Source organism: Dyadobacter sp. HNCC25DJ183 (assembly GCF_056895175.1).
This window is the reverse complement of sequence record NZ_JBXHAP010000003.1, coordinates 686,499-704,441: the sequence shown is the minus strand read 5'-3', so window position 1 is coordinate 704,441 and position 17,943 is coordinate 686,499. Positions and strand designations below refer to the sequence as shown.

General features: G+C 46.4%; 16 protein-coding genes and 1 rRNA gene. 9 read left to right on the top strand and 8 right to left on the bottom strand.

Going from position 1 to position 17,943, the window contains the following annotated elements; genetic code table 11:
• Nucleotides 1–70, bottom strand: a 16S ribosomal RNA gene (locus AC1XTG_RS10555); the annotation flags it as partial.
• A 390-nt stretch (nucleotides 71–460) separates the two neighbouring features.
• On the bottom strand, nucleotides 461–877 hold the full coding sequence (locus tag AC1XTG_RS10550) for a winged helix-turn-helix transcriptional regulator (protein ID WP_484841958.1): 417 nt from the start codon (nucleotides 875–877) through the stop codon (nucleotides 461–463).
• A 101-nt stretch (nucleotides 878–978) separates the two neighbouring features.
• On the opposite strand from AC1XTG_RS10550, the gene AC1XTG_RS10545 reads away from it, so the two are divergent.
• Nucleotides 979–1,842, top strand: a complete 864-nt coding sequence (locus tag AC1XTG_RS10545; protein ID WP_484841957.1) for an SDR family oxidoreductase — start codon at nucleotides 979–981, stop codon at nucleotides 1,840–1,842.
• Between the two features lie 109 nt (nucleotides 1,843–1,951).
• The gene (locus AC1XTG_RS10540) at nucleotides 1,952–2,308 is read left to right on the top strand and encodes a nuclear transport factor 2 family protein (protein ID WP_056288699.1); all 357 of its coding nucleotides are present in this window, start codon (nucleotides 1,952–1,954) and stop codon (nucleotides 2,306–2,308) included.
• Nucleotides 2,309–2,391: 83 nt separating this feature from the next.
• Here AC1XTG_RS10540 and AC1XTG_RS10535 read toward each other — a convergent pair whose 3' ends face one another.
• A complete protein-coding gene (locus tag AC1XTG_RS10535; protein WP_484841956.1) occupies nucleotides 2,392–3,132 on the bottom strand; it encodes a DUF2490 domain-containing protein in 741 nt (246 codons plus the stop codon).
• 116 nt (nucleotides 3,133–3,248) lie between these two features.
• Nucleotides 3,249–4,091: a chromate resistance protein ChrB domain-containing protein gene (locus tag AC1XTG_RS10530; RefSeq protein WP_484841955.1), complete on the bottom strand. Its 843-nt coding sequence runs from the start codon at nucleotides 4,089–4,091 to the stop codon at nucleotides 3,249–3,251.
• 414 nt (nucleotides 4,092–4,505) lie between these two features.
• On the opposite strand from AC1XTG_RS10530, the gene AC1XTG_RS10525 reads away from it, so the two are divergent.
• A complete protein-coding gene (locus tag AC1XTG_RS10525; protein ID WP_484841954.1) occupies nucleotides 4,506–5,570 on the top strand; it encodes an NAD(P)-dependent alcohol dehydrogenase in 1,065 nt (354 codons plus the stop codon).
• Nucleotides 5,571–5,943: 373 nt separating this feature from the next.
• Here AC1XTG_RS10525 and AC1XTG_RS10520 read toward each other — a convergent pair whose 3' ends face one another.
• The 3 genes from AC1XTG_RS10520 to AC1XTG_RS10510 are packed head-to-tail and all read right to left on the bottom strand — an operon-like array spanning nucleotide 5,944 to nucleotide 8,053.
• Nucleotides 5,944–6,525 (bottom strand): DapH/DapD/GlmU-related protein, encoded by a 582-nt coding sequence (locus AC1XTG_RS10520; protein WP_484841953.1) that lies wholly within the window; start codon nucleotides 6,523–6,525, stop codon nucleotides 5,944–5,946.
• 40 nt (nucleotides 6,526–6,565) lie between these two features.
• The gene (locus tag AC1XTG_RS10515) at nucleotides 6,566–7,627 is read right to left on the bottom strand and encodes a carboxymuconolactone decarboxylase family protein (RefSeq protein WP_484841952.1); all 1,062 of its coding nucleotides are present in this window, start codon (nucleotides 7,625–7,627) and stop codon (nucleotides 6,566–6,568) included.
• A gap of 12 nt (nucleotides 7,628–7,639) precedes the next feature.
• Nucleotides 7,640–8,053, bottom strand: a complete 414-nt coding sequence (locus tag AC1XTG_RS10510; protein ID WP_484841951.1) for a (R)-mandelonitrile lyase — start codon at nucleotides 8,051–8,053, stop codon at nucleotides 7,640–7,642.
• A gap of 256 nt (nucleotides 8,054–8,309) precedes the next feature.
• Here AC1XTG_RS10510 and AC1XTG_RS10505 point away from each other — a divergent pair, with 256 nt between their 5' ends.
• The 3 genes from AC1XTG_RS10505 to AC1XTG_RS10495 all read left to right on the top strand — a co-directional run bounded on the left by AC1XTG_RS10505 (nucleotide 8,310) and on the right by AC1XTG_RS10495 (nucleotide 12,137).
• The gene (locus tag AC1XTG_RS10505; protein ID WP_484841950.1) at nucleotides 8,310–9,206 is read left to right on the top strand and encodes a helix-turn-helix domain-containing protein; all 897 of its coding nucleotides are present in this window, start codon (nucleotides 8,310–8,312) and stop codon (nucleotides 9,204–9,206) included.
• A gap of 266 nt (nucleotides 9,207–9,472) precedes the next feature.
• Nucleotides 9,473–10,957, top strand: a complete 1,485-nt coding sequence (locus AC1XTG_RS10500; RefSeq protein WP_484841967.1) for a carboxylesterase/lipase family protein — start codon at nucleotides 9,473–9,475, stop codon at nucleotides 10,955–10,957.
• Between the two features lie 79 nt (nucleotides 10,958–11,036).
• Complete coding sequence (locus AC1XTG_RS10495) at nucleotides 11,037–12,137, top strand: PAS domain-containing sensor histidine kinase (RefSeq protein WP_484841949.1); 1,101 nt, start codon at nucleotides 11,037–11,039, stop codon at nucleotides 12,135–12,137.
• A 65-nt stretch (nucleotides 12,138–12,202) separates the two neighbouring features.
• On the opposite strand, the gene AC1XTG_RS10490 is transcribed toward AC1XTG_RS10495, so the two are convergent.
• Nucleotides 12,203–14,689, bottom strand: a complete 2,487-nt coding sequence (locus AC1XTG_RS10490; protein WP_484841948.1) for a PAS domain S-box protein — start codon at nucleotides 14,687–14,689, stop codon at nucleotides 12,203–12,205.
• A 270-nt stretch (nucleotides 14,690–14,959) separates the two neighbouring features.
• On the opposite strand from AC1XTG_RS10490, the gene AC1XTG_RS10485 reads away from it, so the two are divergent.
• The 3 genes from AC1XTG_RS10485 to AC1XTG_RS10475 all read left to right on the top strand — a co-directional run bounded on the left by AC1XTG_RS10485 (nucleotide 14,960) and on the right by AC1XTG_RS10475 (nucleotide 17,849).
• Nucleotides 14,960–16,039, top strand: coding sequence for an ATP-binding protein (locus AC1XTG_RS10485; RefSeq protein WP_484841947.1), 1,080 nt, complete (start codon nucleotides 14,960–14,962; stop codon nucleotides 16,037–16,039).
• A gap of 107 nt (nucleotides 16,040–16,146) precedes the next feature.
• Entirely contained in the window at nucleotides 16,147–16,728 is a 582-nt protein-coding gene (locus AC1XTG_RS10480) for an RNA polymerase sigma factor (RefSeq protein ID WP_484841946.1), read from the top strand.
• Between the two features lie 119 nt (nucleotides 16,729–16,847).
• Nucleotides 16,848–17,849 (top strand): FecR family protein, encoded by a 1,002-nt coding sequence (locus AC1XTG_RS10475; protein ID WP_484841945.1) that lies wholly within the window; start codon nucleotides 16,848–16,850, stop codon nucleotides 17,847–17,849.
• The last annotated feature ends 94 nt before the right edge of the window (nucleotides 17,850–17,943 follow it).

The window sequence follows — 17,943 nt, the reverse complement described above, 5'->3', positions numbered from 1 at the left end:
CCCCTTCGCCTTGCATGTATTAAGCCTGCCGCTAGCGTTCATCCTGAGCCAGGATCAAACTCTCCATTGTAAATATTATCCGATGTAACCTCCCGAAAGAAGCCCATCAATGTTTCTAACGAACCTATCTTTTTGCTCTCTTCATCATGTCAAAGAACGTTGCTCTGAAATTCTCAGAACTCGTGGCGTCGCCGTCTGCGATGCCTTTGTTGTTGATCGGGGTGCAAAAGTAGGAGGAACAATTTTAACAAGCAAGCATCTGCTGAAAATATTTTCAAAAAACTTCCAAATATTTTCAGCGCACCCCATTCATTTACCTGGAAAGTAATTATCGCAGTTATCGATTAGGAAAGACATGGTAGCGCTAACACTTCCAGTCAGGAAAATGATTTACTATATATATAGAGATCCTTGTCATAAGATCCGTTGCGCGGTCTAACCAAGAAAATCTACCCTTTTCCTATATGAGTGACTTTTCGCGGGCTAGTTTCTGGTACTTCTCAACGGCGGTGCCTTTGTCGGTTCGGAGTTCAGCCAGCAAATCAGTGGCAATGTCAGTTGGACAATGCCTGGATCCCCACAGAACCAGCTCTACGATAATGGGCACGGTATCCACCCCTTTTCCGGTCAGGCGGTAAGTGAACTTCGATTTTTTGTCGGCCGCCACAGTCTTGGTTAGTATGCCCTGCGATTCCAGGACTGCCAAACGATCTGCAAGAACATTAGTAGCAATCTTTTCTGCTGACAGCAGAAATTCTCCATAGGTAGATTTCCCAGCAAACACCATATCCCTCAGGATAAGTAAGGTCCACTTGTCCCCGAATATGTCCAGCGACGTGCTCACCGGGCAGGTAGAACGTTGTTTTAGTTCTTTCATAAATAATGATATATTATTTCACTTGCTATTTGCAAGTAATTATTCTTACCTTTACACTTGCAAAACGCAAGTAAATATAACTGGATTTTTAATTTATTATCATGATTTTAATAACTGGCGCAACTGGTGGCCTGGGCCACGAAACCATTGATTACTTATTTAATAATACTCCCGCCGGAGAAATCGCAGCTCTGGTGCGAGATGTAAGCAAAGCCTCAGACCTTGTGGAGCGAGGTGTGGATGTCAGGCAAGCCGACTACTTTGACTACCCTTCGCTGGTACAAGCCATGCAAGGCATTGATAAGGTGCTGCTGGTGTCAGCAGTGGCATTTACCGACCGGGTACTGCAACACCGGAATGTGATCGACGCAGCGAAGGAGGCCGGAGTAAAACACCTTTTTTATACCAGCATTCAACGCAGTAGCAACTTCGTGATGCAAGAAGTCACCGAAAGCGACCTGGCTACGGAGACCTATCTCAAAGCCTCCGGACTGACATACACCATTATTAAAAACGGCTACTACTTTGAAGGTCTGGCCTACATGATCGGAAGCGAGGTACCCGATTCAGAGATCTTATTCCCGGCGGGCGAAGGCAGGATCGCATTCGTTAAGCGAGCCGAACTGGCTGCTGCTACCGCTGCTCTGCTGACCAGCGAAGGGCATGACAATAAAGAGTATACCCTGACAGGTAGCGAAGCCTATTCATTTCACGACATTGCACGGGAATTATCCTCGCTAGCTGGCCGCCCGATTACTTACAAAAACACTGAGATTCCGGCCTACGTTGCGAGGCAAGTGGCAATTGGATTCCCCGAAGCCGTCGCGAATTTCATTGCTCAGTGGGGCGCCTCCGCCAAACACGGTATGTTGGCTGGCACACACGATACAGTAGAGCGTCTGCTGGGTCGCAAACCCACTTCGCTTCGGGAGTATTTAAAAGAGACTTACTTCGCTCGTCAATAGCGACTTGCCTAACGCCAGGAGTGTAAATGGATTCATGCATTAAATGGTATAAAAAGATATATTTACATCTTCCCAATGCATTTGATAGGTATAAGTCAATTACAGCACCATGAATACGAGAGATTTTGCCAATAGTTGGTTACAGTCATGGAACAACCATGATATTGAGGGCGTTCTATCCCATTTTTCAGAAGATGTTCAGGTCACGACACCCATGATTAAAATTGCGACTGGTGGAACTGAAAACACGCTCTATGGTAAAGACGCAGTGAGAGATTACTGGAATGTTGCAATCCTGAAATTTCCTGATTTACACTTCAAGTTGCTTTGCATTACAGAAGGTGTGGATTCGGTGGCACTATACTATGAAACAGTTATGAATAAAACAGCGATCGAGGTTATGTTCTTTGATGAAAATAACCTGGTTAAAAGAATGGACGCATTTTACAGTCTGTCGCCGGAGTGAATGCACCACATACTCACTGTCTGACCAAAACAAACCCTCAGGATAATGCAAAATTGAATTGTTACTGCGATTCAATTTCGAAACTATTCAGTCTGATTTTTGTGCCGGAAGTCCAGATTGTGAAAAACAAAGAACCGCAGCACATTGTTGCTATTAAAGTGATTTCCGGAAGGCAGCTGCTGAAACTGGTTCATATAACCCAGCTGTGCATTCAGCCCTTTTGTAAACTGATAACCCAAACCGACGAAAAAGCGGTTCTGATCAAAAAGATTATAGGTAATCTGCTTGCCCGCATTAACATGGATTTCATCATTAAAGGCAAAAAAGATTGTATTGGGCTCGATGAAATCACGGTTTAGAGGAACCATTAGATTAAGTAGATAGCGAACCCGGAAATTGAAGCCATATCCTTTCTGCAGACGGTCATTTGCGGTTTTCCTGTTAAAGCGTTCCTCCAAACGTATCCATTGTTGAGTTTGCAAGCGCTTTTGGCGGCTCGTCCAAAGTACCTGCTGCCATGGACGGTGCTCCGGCCGAACGGTATGCAAGCCAGCAGCAGGATAGCTGCGCGCATAGGTGTATCCGGCGGTAAGTCGCAGATGGTCATTAACATAATAGGTAATGCCCGGACGAATGAGCTGCGCAGACCAGCGTTCAAGAAAGTCAGTCCTTCTTGCGTGAACATCGAGCCAGATGCCCCATTTATCTGTTAGCCTGCTTTGGTTGAAATAGCCTAGCCACACGCCGTTTTGCTTATTGATCAGCTTCTGAGAAAATGACGGAATTGTGAACAAGACAAACAGTAGCAGTAAATACTTTTTCATCGATTCAGTTAATAATGACACAAGTTTTGAATGCAGCAGCTGGTGCTGACTGCACTGCAATACTAACCGGTCGCAATCCCGGAAAATAGAACGGAAATGACGGATTTGTACGGAGTTTACTTTTTGCGCAAAGATTTTCTGAATGCAGAAGGATTTTGTCCTGTATGAAGCTTGAAAATGCGGTTGAAGTGACTTTGATCGGAAAAACCAGTCAGGTAAGCAATTTCAGCAAGACTGTTTTTAGTGCTGCCAAGTAGTTCAATAGCCTTTTCGATCCTTTGTTTGCGGATGTACTCGCCAAACGACATATCACTAAAATATTTGGAGAATTCACGGGATACATACGACGGGTTCATATCCAGCCCTGCGGCAACTTCTTTCAGGCTAAGATTCAGATTTGTATCTATCTGATCCTGGATAATCTCTTTTAATTGCCTGGCCCAAACGGGAGCTTTCTCAGTCCCCGTCTTTTCAAGCATATAAGTATTAAATATCTCCAATAGCAGCTTTTCGGTTGGATTCTGCGTATGCTTTTGATCTTGTAAATGTCTCGCCCAGCTGTAAAGTGCATCGTAGATCAGCATCCCTTTCTCAAGCAGTTCGAAGTCATCAATAAAGTTGAAAGCCAGACCGGCGGAAATGGCCCACAGCCCTGAGCTTTGTGGTGCCAATGAATGCACATCGGTATCTGCACCACGAATGATGATAGCCATATCATTCACGGCGTCGTCGCGGATGTTGAATTTTTCAATCAGGCGATCAAATGTGCAGCGGTCCTCATAATGCGTCAGCTCAACGCCGGGTACGTCAAAAGCAATGGCATCAAGCTCTTTCGCTTTTTCAACTACTATATCGGATGGTACAAAGAAAAACTGAGCTTCCGGGTCTATGAATCTCCGGATTAACCAGGGACAGGCTAACCTGTCAATTTTTGGCCGTTCACGTGTTATCCAGTTCATTTGACTAAGATATAAAGGGAACCTCACAGTAGCGCTTTCATCAGCTCCAATTCGTCAGCACGACCCTATTATCATCGCAAAACAAGTATTTAACCCAATATCCCCAATCAGGAATTTTGGTAGACAATACAGTAATTTGTATAACATTCCACCACCTGATAACGCTGAAATTTGTGCTTCTGATTACTACTCAAAACACGAACGAACAGATGGACAATATCAATCGCAGAAAATTCCTCCCGGCAGGTGCGTTAAACGCCTCGGCTATGGCCGTTGCAAAAACCCACAGGCTATCTCCAGGGTTTATAATGAATAGTGCAGGAACATCATGCACGACTTTTGTAGTAGGTTTAATGGCTGGTCGTCGCGCCGGTGATTTAAGCCTGAACATTTATTCCAACAAACAACGATAACATGACACAGTCATTTGAGATTAAGGCATTTGGTAACCAGGCCAAAGAGGCGGAACTGGAACAACTAAGCATTCAAAGAAGAAAACCCACACCCCACGATGTAGAGATTGACATTCTATTCTGCGGCGTGTGCCACTCCGACCTCCACACTGCGCGCAGCGAATGGGGACCAACGATGTACCCGTGCGTGCCCGGCCACGAGATTGTCGGCAAGGTTAGAAATGTGGGCGGGCACGTCAGCAAATTCAAGGTTGGTGATATGGTGGGTGTGGGTTGTATGGTAGATTCCTGCCGCGAATGCGAATACTGCAAGGAAGGACTCGAACAATACTGCGAGCCCGGCATGGTAGGTACATACAATGCCCCTGACCCTTATTTTCCCGGCTCGCCAACGTTTGGCGGCTATTCAGAAACGGTTGTTGTCGACGAGCATTACGTACTCCGCATTCCCGACAACCTGGACCTTGCCGCGGCAGCTCCGTTGCTTTGTGCGGGTATCACCACGTATTCGCCGCTGCACCACTGGCAGGTAGGTCCAGGCAAAAAGGTAGGTGTTGTAGGGATTGGCGGACTAGGCCATATGGCGATCAAAATCGCCAAAGCAATGGGCGCTCATGTGGTCGCATTTACCACTTCGGAAACCAAGTTTGCAGAGGCTAAACGGCTTGGGGCAGATGAAGTGGTTCTTTCCAAAGACAAGGAACAAATGGCTGCATTCAAAGGGAAGCTGCACTTTATCCTCGATGCAGTCAGTGCCGAGCACGATATCAATGCATATCTCAGCCTGCTGCGTGTTGACGGTTCACTCGCGCTCGTAGGCGCACCCGAGCACCCGTTGCCGGTAGCCGCATTCAGCCTCATTGTCGGCCGGAAAAGCTTCGCAGGATCTTCCATAGGCGGTATCCGGGAGACACAGGAAATGCTGGATTTTTGTGGAGAGCACAACATCACGGCAGACATTGAAATGATCGACATTCAAAACATCAATGAAGCATACGAGCGGCTGCTGAAAGGCGATGTCAAGTATCGTTTTGTGATTGATATGGCGTCTTTGAAGGGTAACTAATATCCGTACCGTTTAAATGCCGCCTTGTCTTTTGATGCGGCGGCATTTCTTAGTTAATCAGCATTCATTAATTTACGAAAAGTAGCCGGGTTACATCGGGTGATCAGATCCAGTATAGCGCCATTCCCGGCAAACAGGAGGCTCCGCGGGAGCCCTAATTAGACGCGATGTGTTGTTTCTATAAACAGGAAGCCGCTCTGCGGCTGCGTTCCCGCTTTATGTGAAAGCAATTACAAGGTATTATTCGGCTCCCGAGGAGCCTCCTGTTTATAGAAGAGAGGAATTTACCAAGTCTTTCAATTCTGACATTGATCTGGCTGCAAAAGGTAACAGATGCAGAATATGGCCCTGCAAAGAAATGACGAACTGATAATTATATTGTTTTTACCACTTTGGCCGGGATACCTGCGACAATTGCGTTCGCCGGAACATCCCGGCTTACTACTGCGCCAGCTGCCACCACTGCGTTTTCACCAATTGTAACACCCGGCAGGATCGTAGCAGCTGCTCCAATCCAGGCATTTCTCCGGATGATAACTGACTTTGGGATAACTGTTTCGCGATCTCCCGGATCCAAAGGGTGCGTTTCAGATGTGAGGTTAACCCTCGGGCCGATCATCACATTGTCCTCGATAGTTATCCCGCCCATATCCAGAAAGGAACAAGCGTGATTGATGAACACATTTTTGCCTAGACTAATAAGTCTGCCCAGATTGGTATAGAATGGAGGGAAAATGGTCGTAGATGCGTCGATGTTTGTGCCGATGATTTCACTCAGCCGCTCCCTTGCCTGGTCGATATCTCCGGAAGCATTCATTACAGCCGATAATTGGATCGTATTGGCGACGGCCCGCTGAAATAAGCTGTACTCAGGATCATCTTTACGGATCGGTTCACCGGCCTTCATTCTCTCAAAAATATCTTTTACTCCAAAGTCACTGTCCATTTCATCCATATTTACTTCTGTTTTTCGAACTAGCGGTCACCGCTTTCAATTATTTCAGCTTTCTAAAAATTTCCAGCATGGTTTCCTTGTCCAGCGCATTCATATCCACCAGCTTCAATGCTTTCACCATTTTGAGGGTGGTTGTTTTGTAATGCTGGAAATGTTGCGTTTTTAGATGCGACTGATAGGCGGCGCTGTCAGCATATATCTCAACGATCCTGCTCTGGTTCGGCTGCTCTTTCATGCGCATGGGAAAAATAGCAATAACACCCTGCTCCTTTTCGACCGAAGCTGCGGCTTCTTCTTTCAAAATGGCATTGTACTCCGTCAGGAATTCAGGTACGATCTCAATTTCCGAGATCCGCACCATCATATCGGCCTCAACAACAGGCGATTCAGGCCGGGAAATGATTTTTCTCAGGGTATTGGCTTGTGTTTTGCTGACCAGTTTTTCAATGAGCTGTGCTGCCTCTGCAAGCTGGTTTTCGGTAATACCCACATTGATACCCATTTTCACATGAGCCTGTAACTGCGGAGTCAGGCCAGGCATTGCAGCGAGTGCTGAAATGGTTACAAATTCCCGCTCCTGAAAAGTCAATACTTCACTTTCGAAAATGTCGGCAAACAAGTGTTCTTTCAGGAATGCATCGATTCGCGGCGCAAATTCACCAAAACCAGGTGCTGGCTTTGACTGCGGTGTTTTGGTCAATGTCTCCAGAACTTTCCTACCCTGCTCGTATGAATCATTACCTGCTTTCGTAACAACACCCGGCTTTCCCTGCTTGTCCTTCATCCCGTCTGCTTTCCTTTTTTCTACAACAGCCATGAAAGTATTAATCGCATTCAGACTTCGTGGAAAACCGCAGTAGGCATAGAGCTGCACCAGTATTTCCTTTGTTTCCTCCACTGTCAAACCTGCGTCCAGACCATTGCCCAGCTCCGTCGAAAGCTTTTCAAGGTCCCCGGCCGCGGTCAGCCCGGAAATTGCGACGATGCTTTGCTCGCGTCCGCTCAATGCTTGTTTGGGAATGTTCGTTTGTGCTTTCATAACGTGGGCACCCAGCAGCGAGACAAAAATGAGTACCGCCGACAACAGTTTGTTTAATTTCATGATTGAGCAGGTTTACTGTTTGTTCACGGCACTATATTCTTCCTCCGAGACTGGTTTAAGCCAGACTACATTGGTTTCGCCCTCATAACTGGTAATCGCAATATGTGCCATTTTCGACATTGCCGCTGCTCCGTGCCAGTGCTCCACGTTCTCCGGAATGTTAATCACGTCCCCTTTTTTGATCGGCTGCGCAGGTTGGCCTTTTTCCTGATAATAACCTGCTCCCTCAGTAACGATGAGCACTTGTCCTTGTGGGTGTGTATGCCAATTGGTTCTGGCACCAGCTTCAAAGGTTACACTGCCGATTGCAAAATCATTGTTTTTATCCCTGGCCAGAAGGGGAAACAGGTAAGCGTCACCGGTGAAATATCCGTTGGTTAATTTATCTCCTTTTTCGAAAAGCGGTTCATTGTTCTGATTTGTCATGTTTGCCGAAGTTTTATGTTGGCTAAATGCTGTTATTGGCAAGAAAGCGCCGACTAGCAATGCGTAAATAGCTGATTTTGTGTTTAATTTCATAGTAAGAGAATTTTACTTTCAATTTGTATCACAAAGGTCGCCAGGCACAGACCGCCGGTTTTTACACAAGTTACAGGTTTATTTACCAGTTTTACTGATCTGCCCATTTAAAGGAATTTCCGCGCAAATGCATTACTATATTTGAATTGAAAATCTTTGGGATATGGAACAGGTAGAAAGGCTGGAAACTGTAAAGCAGTACAACAACTGGGTGGGCGCCGAGACACTGCACCCGATGGTGAGCGTAGTTAATTTCAATGAGATTCCGACTGTCCAGCATTTCAGGCGGTACATGGGCGTTTATGCCGTATTCCTCAAAAACATCAAATGCGGGGATATGATCTATGGGTGCCAGCCTTACGACTATGAAGACGGAACATTGGTTTTTGTAGCGCCAGGGCAGGTTTACGGCATCGACAGCAAAGGCGTAGCTACCAAACCCTCCGGCTATGCATTGATCTTTCACCCGGATTTGCTCGCAGGAACGCATCTGGGAAAAACGATAAAGGAATATTCGTTCTTTTCATATGAAGTCAGCGAAGCCTTGCATTTATCCAAAAAAGAAAGAGAAACCATTATCGATTGTTTCGAAAAGATCCGTACCGAAATGGATCAGAACATTGACAAGCATAGCAAAACGCTGATCGTTTCCAATATCGAATTGTTCCTCAATTACTGCATGCGGTTTTACGATCGGCAGTTTATCACCCGCACGAATGCAAACAAAAACATCCTGGTGCGTTTTGAAGATTTGCTTAATGATTATTTCAAATCCGGAAAAGCACAAACGTTAGGCTTGCCCAGTGTGGCTTACTGCGCCGAACAACTTCATTTATCCAGCAACTATTTTGGCGATCTTATCAAAAAAGAGACCGGCCACACCGCATTGGACTTCATTCAATCCAGATTGATCGAAGAAGCAAAAGTGAAAATATTCGAGGCGGACAATTCATTTGGCGAGATCGCTTACCAGCTGGGATTTAAATACCAGCAGCATTTCACAAGACTTTTCAAACAAAAGACCGGGGTTACACCAAACGAATACCGGAGTTTGAACTGATTACAGCACTTCATTGTCAAATCAGAATTTAGATTAGACTTTGCCTGCATTCTTTTGTAATCTTGCATGATCCTAACCCTGTTTGTTGATATGGAACCTATTTACAGACGAGATTTTCTTTCTCAGTTATCGTTAGCCACTGCCGCCATTTCGCTGCCTTCATTTGGCTTTCTGAACTCCCGCCGCGCTGATGAATTTGTCACAACAGAAACAAGCTACGGTAAGATCAAGGGCGCCCGAATGGACGGTGTCAACATTTCAAAGGGATTACCTATGGTGGCAAAGTATCCGGTGAAAGGCGATTTCGTCGGCCTGCGCCTTTGGAAAAGTGGACAGGCGTCAGGGATGCATTGGAATTTGGTCCGCCTGCGATTCAGTCGCCACGAAGAAATGAACCTGCACCTGCCGAAGACTGTCTTTTTCTGAATGTCTGGACACCGGCCAACGATAACAAAAAGCGGCCTGTAATGTTTTACAGCCACGGCGGCGGTTTTGTGATCGGCTCGGGTGCCTCGGCGAGTCAGGATGGTTCCAACCTGGCACGTAACTTCGATGTTGTTGTTGTTCAAACCAATCATAGACTGGGCTTACTCGGGTTTTTGTACCTGGATGAAATTGCTGGCCAGGATTATGCGGGCTCAGGCAACATGGGCATTCTCGATATTGCAGCCGGATTAAAATGGGTACATGAAAACATTGCGCAGTTCGGCGGCGATCCTGGTAATGTGATGATTTTTGGTGAATCAGGCGGCGGGGCAAAAACCTCCTGCCTTTACGCGATGCCCGAGGCAGCACCTTACTTTAACAAAGCTTCCATTGAAAGCGGGCCCGGTGTGCGCATGTCCACAAAAGAGACTGCGGCAGAAACCACGGCCATGCTTTTGAAAGAGCTGAACATACCAGCAAACAACTGGCGCAAATTGCTGGAAGTGCCCACCGCAGATCTGCTGGCAATTCAGGCGAAGTTACCCTTTGTGCCGCCATTCCAGGGAAGAAACAGCAAACGCAGCGGGATGCAGGGCCGCTTGGGCGGTTTCGGTCCGGTGGTAGACGGAAATGTGCTGCCCCACCATCCATTTGATCCGACTGCACCTGCTATTTCAAAAGACAAACCGCTGCTGGTTGGCTGGAATGAAGATGAATATACCTTCTTTGCCTGGGAGCGAAAAGAGACCGAACCATTCAAAATGGATTTTGACGGCCTGCAAAAAAAGCTGGAACCGCAGTACGGTGCAGATACGCAAAAGATCATTCAAGCCTACCGGAAAGCGACACCCGATGCCACCGCGCCGGACATTTTCGTGGCTATCTCGTCCATTACCATGATGGGACTTGGCTCGATCGACATTGCCGAGAAGAAGGCGAAGCAAAATGGCGCGCCGGTTTATCTGTACAACTTCGGCTATAAATCTGAAAAGAAGATACCCGGCACCGAATATGCAATGGGGACGCCGCACGCGATGGACATTTCGTTTAAGTTCAACAATGAGATCCCGCCTCGCGACGGCTCAGTGCCCAAAGAAAGTTTCTTCGGCGGCAACCGACCCGAACGTTTCGTAGCCTCACACCATTTCGCCGAGCTTTGGACCACATTTGCCCGCACCGGCAAACCCGCCGCCAAAGATGTACCTGCCTGGCCGGCTTACAACCTGAAAGACCGCCCGACCATGCGCATTGCTGACAAATGCGAAGTGATCAAAAACCGGTACGCCGGCGAGCTTACCATGTGGCGTTCTATCGGTAAGTTGTAATGCAGAATGCATCTAAATTCAGCCTTAACTGCTGTCCTTAGCTTGTTTTGATATATTTTTATGTCAACTCCAATATCTGATGAACGCGCCCTCCACTTACCCGACTAGTACGAATAAAATTGATAAAGAAGTGTTTTTTGAAAAATCGGCGGACCTGCTTTGCATTGCAGGATTCGATGGTTATTTCAAAGAGATCAACCCGGCCGTGTCCAACCTGCTGGAATATACCAAGGAGGAAATGTTGAGCAGACCTATTGATTCCTTCATCCACCCGGAAGACCGCAACATCACAAGCCAGTATCGGGAGAATCTCAAAAACAACATCCCGCTCTATAACTATGAGAATCGCTACATTACGAAATCCGGTGAAGCAGTGTGGCTTTCCTGGAACTCCATTCCACGTTACGAAGAACAGCTCGTTTACGCAACAGCCAAAAACATCACGCACCTTAAGCTTCTTGAAAGGGATCAGAATTTGCTCATTACCAGCCTCACCAAGATCAATCGCGATCTTACACAGCTGACTTACACCGCCTCGCACGATCTCCGTTCACCGGTAAGCAATTTACTTTCTGTTTTTGAACTGATGGACACTTCCAGCATTACGGATCAGGAAACGATTGAATTTTTGGGGATCCTTAAATCTGCAGCAGAAAGTCTGAAAGATACATTGAACAACTATGTAGACGCGCTGTTGAAAAAGGATCTGCTGACGGTCAAAATCGAGGAATTCGACATTGAAGAGTCTCTTGACAAGGTGCGTCATTCGTTGAAATCATTAATATATGATTCCAAGACTACCTTTCATGTGGACTTTTCAAGGGCAAAAACGGTGAAATATAACCGGGCCTACCTGGAAAGTACATTCCTCAATCTCATTACGAACTCCATTAAATATGCGATTCCGGGCAAAAATCCTGAAATCTCCATTGTCTCGGATAAGCTTAACCGGGACACAAAGTTGATTTATTCTGATCGGGGACTTGGCTTTGATATGGATGCAGTGAAGGACAAGGTTTTCGGGTTAAACCAGACCTTTCACAATCATGCTGATGGAAAGGGAGTTGGGCTTTTTCTGATCTATAACCATATTACCAATCTGGGCGGGAGCATTACGCTGGAGAGCCAGCCTAATCAGGGCGCTCAGTTCACTTTGGTGTTTAAAGACAGATCATTTTAAGTACGTATATAGCTTTCCGTTTTACACTAAATTATCACGTAAGAAAATAGCTGCCGTCGACCGTCTCACTTCTTAAACTCGTGCGCAAGACCTGTTTTATCTGAAATGTCTTTCACAACATTATCCAGCTCGTTGGCTGCTATCTGAAGGAATTCGAGCAGTTTCTCACGCTCGTCGGCAAAAGTTTCCCAGTTCTGCAACATGGACGCAATGCCCATAATCCTTGCCAACGGAGCCCTGACAACATGAGATTGCATAAACGCAATTTCCCGGAGTTTCTCATTTTGCTGTTCAATGGCGCGGATGTAGTTAAACCGTTCCGTCATGTCATTGGCGATGATTACCTTGGCTGGCTTTCCCTTGTACTGGATCAGGTTGCTCTGAATGTCGACCTTGATCATTTCACCATTCTTTTTAATATGCCTGAACATTCCCTGCCTCACAGTTTCACGCGGTATGCTCTCCTGGTCAAGCAATTCCAGCAGAAGCGGGAGATCCTCCTCCGGCCTGATATCGCCGATCGACATACTCAAAAACTCCTCTCTGCTGTATCCATAGTTCTCGATCGCCGCCTGGTTAACGTCCAGGAATTTAAGTGAGCGGATATCAAAAACCCACATAGGCAGCGGGCTTAACTCAAAGAGCGAACTGTAATTTTGTTCCGATTCTTCCAATGCAGAATTGATCTTCTTGCGTTCTGTAATGTCTTTGGAATAGACCGACAAACCATTGGCTGACGGATAGGCACTGACATCATACCACTTGTCCGTAGGAGGATAGAAATCTTCAAAGTGAACTGCCTGTCCGGTTTCAACAGCGTAATGATAATTTTGATAAGATACCGAGTCAACTGCATCTGAAAATACATCCCAGAGGTTCTGCCCCTCCATTTGTATCCTGCTTTTCAGCATGACAGACTCCGCAACATTATTCCAGTAAGTCACAATCCAGTTTCTGTCAACTGCAAAAAATGCATCGCCGATACTTTCCAGAATGGTATTTTTCTCTTCCAATGCGAGCGTGGCTGTAAGCTCTGCTTTCTTTCTGATATCAATGTCCTGAAAACTTCCCCGGATCCGAACACATTTACCACGTTCAAACTCAGGTTCTCCGATTACTCTCACCCACCTGGTATTTCGGAGTGCTGTTACTATTTGTGCTTCGTAGTCAAAAGAGATGCCCTCCTCGATAGCCCGGGTTATCTGGTGCTGAATGTGGTCCCTGTCGGCAGGCTCCTTATAGAATTGCAGTCCGGACACGAGTTCAGGTTCATAATCTGCGCCTACCTCGTGGATTTTACGGGTAATCGGAGACCAGAAAACGGTGTTTTTCACTAAGTCCACCAGCCAGCCTCCAATTCCGGCCAGGGTAGTAACCTTGTCCAGCAGATCTTCCAGCTCGCGCCGCTCTGTAATGTCCCGTTCGACCGATATCCAGTGCGTGTACTTACCATGTTCATTAGCAACCGGCGTCACCGCGAGATTGATCCAGAACTCCTCCCCGCTCTTCTTGTAATTGATGATCGTGATCTCGCAGGGCTTCCAGTTGAGCAGGCTCTCTTTAAGCCTGTCAAGTTCCTTGCGGTCCGTTCTTGGCCCCTGCAATATCCGCGGCGTCTGGCCGATTACTTCCTCGGAAGTGTACCCGGTCATTTTCGTAAAAGCTTCATTCACGTACATGATCCTGGGCCCCGGTTCGTCCTGGGGTACGGCTTCGGTGATCAGGATAGCATCGCGGGTGTTCGTTATAACCGATTCCAGTAGGCGTAAATGCGCCTGTTCCTGCCTGAGCTTCTCCTCGCCGGATTTGCGCTCAGTGATATCCGACCGAATAGAAACATACTGGTAAGGTTTTCCCTTCTCATCAATGAAAGGCACAATCGTTGTATCAACCCAGTAATATTTTCCGTCTTTTGTCCGGTTTTTCAATTCTCCTTTCCAGACTTTTCCATTGGCAATGGTTGTCCAGAGGTTCTTTATATATGCTTTGTCGTGAAATCCCGAGTTGATGATCCGGTGATCTCTCCCGATGAGCTCGTCGTAAACATACCCGGATATGCGGCAGAAGTTTTCATTCACATGTTTTATAACGCCTTTCTGATCAGTAACAGCAACAATGGCCGATTCGTCGAGGGCGTATTTGTATGCATACAGTTCGCTATTGCTCTTTTCAAGCAAAAAGTTGGATCTGCGTTGTTCCGAAATGTCCTGGTAATGGCATACGATCGCAGCAATATCAGGGTCTTGCAGCAAATTTGTAAAAGCGGACTCTATCCAGATGTAATCTCCGCCAGGCCTGAGCGTACGGAACACACAGGAAGCCGACATTCCTTCCAGTTGCGAAATGCCGTGAAGCGATTGAAATACATTAGCCAGATCGTCGGGGTGGATCGCATCTTCCAGGCGTGCACCCAGTCTGTGCTGATCTGCCCAGCCTGTGATCCGCGCTGCATTTGGACTACGGTATATTATCTCAAAAGAAGAGTTCAAAAGGGAAATTACCTCAAAGCTATTAGCCAGGAGCTTGGCCATTTGGCTGGCTTCGAGTTGCATTTTTAACTTCATTTCTGAATAGGGAACACTGTGAAACTGACTTCATGATTCAAGTAGGTTATCCTTTCTGGACTGATAAGTAATTTGAAGAATATTTATGATAAATTTTCATGCCTGTACAAATAATTTGACATCATCCCCCGGGAGTAAACACAGGCGCTCTAAGGCTGCTGAATATGATGCAAATCATGAGTTTTACTACATTTTTGATATATCTTGCCTCAATAATCATATATATCATATGCAGAGGATTGGAATAAAGGCGGCAGCATGCAAATAGAAAAATCGTCACTCGCACGTTCCGTAGTTGACCACATCACAGCAATGATCGCCTACTGGGACAAAGATCTGGTATGCAGGTTTGCGAATGCTTCGTATCTGGAATGGTTCGGCAAGAGCAGTGAAGAAATGATCGATAAGATTACTATCTCCGAACTCCTTGGACCACTTTACGAAAAAAACCTTCCCTATATTCAGGGGGTATTGAGTGGACAGCCACAAACTTTTGAGCGCGAAATTCCGATGCCGTCGGGCGGTAAAAGATTTACCCTCGCCAACTACTTCCCTGATATTGTCGACGGGGAAGTGAAAGGCTTTTTCGTCCATGTTGCTGACATCAATGAAGTAAAGGTTCCGCAACGTGAATTGTCGAAATCCAACGAAGTAATCAAACAGCAGAACTTGCGCCTGGCAAATTTTGCCAACGTAGTCGCGCACGACCTCCGCTCCTACTCAGGTAACCTCAGTTCGTTGCTGGCATTATACGACCTGACTGCCGATGCAAATGAACAAAAAGAGATTTTCGGGTTTTTAAAAGATCTCTCGAAAGCCTTTTCCACGACAGTCGAGAACCTTTCAGAAGCGGCGAAAATTCATAATTTTACCACATTACAGACAGAGCCTTGCCATCTGCTGCAATTCTTTGAAGTCGCAAAAAGAACACTGCATCTGCAAATTGTCTCCCTGAATGCCAGTGTGTCGATCAATATCGATCCCGACGCAATGGTTGTCGCGCAGCCGTCTTACCTGGAAAGTATAGCACTGAACCTGATGACCAATGCGCTTAAATACCATCATCCCGATCGCTCCCCCTCGATCGAGATCAGCTCTGCTATTGAAGATGAACTCATATGTGTGAAGGTGAAAGACAATGGGATTGGCATTGATCTTGAAAAGCATGGGAAAGATCTCTTCGGTATGTTCAAGACCTTTAATGGAAACAGAGATGCACGAGGCATTGGCCTTTTTATTACCAAATTCCAGGTCGAGGCGCTGGGCGGGAGCATTGAGGTTGAAAGCAAACCGGGGGAAGGGACTTGTTTCAAATTGCTCCTTGTTCCTTCGAAATAGCAAGCCTGCCGATAAGCGGACCTGCTCATTTCCCAACAGGTAAATATTTCAGTGCAATGGCTTTTGCGTCGGGACAGTAGTTATAACTTTTAGAGCAGCAGGCCTTGGTGTCGCAATCTTATCTTGCATTTTCTGATGAAGCGTTGGTCCATTTGGTCTGCAACCAGCACGACGAGGTTGCGTTCACCGAACTGTATCGCCGTCACGTCAAATCGCTCGTACAAAACGCGATCCGGAAAACCGGGAGCAAAACTGTGGCAGAAGACCTTGTACAGGAAACATTTGTGAAGTTCTGGCTGGGCAGACACAAATTCGAGGCCCGGAAAAATGTCGGTGCATACCTCAACGGCATCCTGAAAAACTCCATTATCACGCATTATCACCGAGAACAAAGGCAACAGGTAGTGCCGCTGGAAGAAGCAGAAAACCCTTCTGCCGACGATACACAGCAGCATCTCGACATGAATGTGCTCAGCGAGCTCTACAATCAATCGCTTCTCAAATTGCCTTGGAAATGCCGCCAGGCGTTTGAGCTCAGCCGGCAAGGCCACAGCCTCAAGGAAATTGCCGCGGCAATGGATATCTCGGAAAAAACTGTGGAAGCGCACATCAGCAAAGCACTGAAAATCCTTCGCGTCGAAATGAAAGATTACATTGCATTGGCTTTGCTGGGAATATCCTTCCTTTGAACACGCCATTACCTATCCTATTTTTTAAAAATAAATTCACATTCAACTAAGGGATACCGTCCGTTTTTCCAGACTGTATAAGTAGAGATTGCATTAAAGCATGGAATATTTATACAAAAATGATCAACAAGACCCCGTCGCCTGAGTTGCTCCGCAAGTATCTGGCCAATGAATGCACCGATTCCGAACATCAGTTTGTAGATGAATGGTACCGTACCCTTCACCTGCAACCGGACGAAGAATTTACGGAAAATGACGAAGAGAAGCTTCTCCTTCGCATCAAAGACCAGATATCTGATCAGGAAGCAACCGTTGAAGAAACGCCTATCCGCGTCATCAACTGGAAAGTGTACCTGAGTGGCGCAGCCGCCGCCGTGATTTTATCGCTCGGATTTTTATTTTATCATCTGCAATTTAAAACACAGTCGGTTTCCTCTGTTACCAGCCAGGAAATGCCTGTTCAAATGATAAACCGGCAGAAGAAAATCATACGCTACGAACTTCCTGATAACAGCATTGTGTGGATTCAGCCGGGCGCGCGCATTGAGCACCCGCGGACTTTTAACGGAAAAGGAACCAGAGAAATCGTTTTCGAGGGAGAAGGTTTTTTCAATGTGTCCAAAGACCGCAATCATCCTTTCATTATTCACAGTGGTACACTGAAAACAGAAGTGCTCGGTACCAGCTTTAATGTTCGCGCCAATCGCGATGAAAAAACGTACCAGGTTTCGGTGGTGACCGGAAGCGTGTCCGTCAGCTCCGAAGATCGGGCTGAAAAAGTCCTGCTTAAACCTCGGCAGCAGGCCGTTTTTGAGCGAGCTACCAATGACCTGAGAATGGCAAATATGGATGTCATGAAAAATAACAATGAAACCTGGCAGCCGGTATCGCTCAACTTTGATAACGTGCCTCTTCAGGAAATTACGGAACAACTTCAGAAAGTATTCCGGGTGAAAATCTCCATTGCCAACCCGCTTTTAAAACAATGCGTGATCAAAGTCGGATTCGACCATCAAAATCTGCCTGAAATACTCGAAATGATCAACACCCTTTTGGGCAGTACCTATGAAATGGATGGAGACCACATTGTGCTGTCGGGCGAAAGCTGCGGCGGGCAATAATTACAATCGACTTTTCCTAAACCCCGATCTATACTAACTAAAACCCGATTGCCTATGATTAAAACTGATCAGACAATGACAGGAAAGTCAGGAG

Bases quoted from the DNA above. Each gene is read 5' to 3' on its own strand.
- AC1XTG_RS10490 (WP_484841948.1), bottom strand. From the start codon at position 14,689: ATGCAACTCGAAGCCAGCCAAATGGCCAAGCTCCTGGCTAATAGCTTT.
- AC1XTG_RS10540 (WP_056288699.1), top strand. From the start codon at position 1,952: ATGAATACGAGAGATTTTGCCAATAGTTGGTTACAGTCATGGAACAAC.
- AC1XTG_RS10505 (WP_484841950.1), top strand. From the start codon at position 8,310: ATGGAACAGGTAGAAAGGCTGGAAACTGTAAAGCAGTACAACAACTGG.
- AC1XTG_RS10545 (WP_484841957.1), top strand. From the start codon at position 979: ATGATTTTAATAACTGGCGCAACTGGTGGCCTGGGCCACGAAACCATT.
- AC1XTG_RS10530 (WP_484841955.1), bottom strand. From the start codon at position 4,091: ATGAACTGGATAACACGTGAACGGCCAAAAATTGACAGGTTAGCCTGT.
- AC1XTG_RS10520 (WP_484841953.1), bottom strand. From the start codon at position 6,525: ATGGATGAAATGGACAGTGACTTTGGAGTAAAAGATATTTTTGAGAGA.
- AC1XTG_RS10515 (WP_484841952.1), bottom strand. From the start codon at position 7,627: ATGAAATTAAACAAACTGTTGTCGGCGGTACTCATTTTTGTCTCGCTG.
- AC1XTG_RS10535 (WP_484841956.1), bottom strand. From the start codon at position 3,132: ATGAAAAAGTATTTACTGCTACTGTTTGTCTTGTTCACAATTCCGTCA.
- AC1XTG_RS10550 (WP_484841958.1), bottom strand. From the start codon at position 877: ATGAAAGAACTAAAACAACGTTCTACCTGCCCGGTGAGCACGTCGCTG.
- AC1XTG_RS10495 (WP_484841949.1), top strand. From the start codon at position 11,037: ATGAACGCGCCCTCCACTTACCCGACTAGTACGAATAAAATTGATAAA.
- AC1XTG_RS10525 (WP_484841954.1), top strand. From the start codon at position 4,506: ATGACACAGTCATTTGAGATTAAGGCATTTGGTAACCAGGCCAAAGAG.
- AC1XTG_RS10485 (WP_484841947.1), top strand. From the start codon at position 14,960: ATGCAAATAGAAAAATCGTCACTCGCACGTTCCGTAGTTGACCACATC.
- AC1XTG_RS10475 (WP_484841945.1), top strand. From the start codon at position 16,848: ATGATCAACAAGACCCCGTCGCCTGAGTTGCTCCGCAAGTATCTGGCC.
- AC1XTG_RS10510 (WP_484841951.1), bottom strand. From the start codon at position 8,053: ATGACAAATCAGAACAATGAACCGCTTTTCGAAAAAGGAGATAAATTA.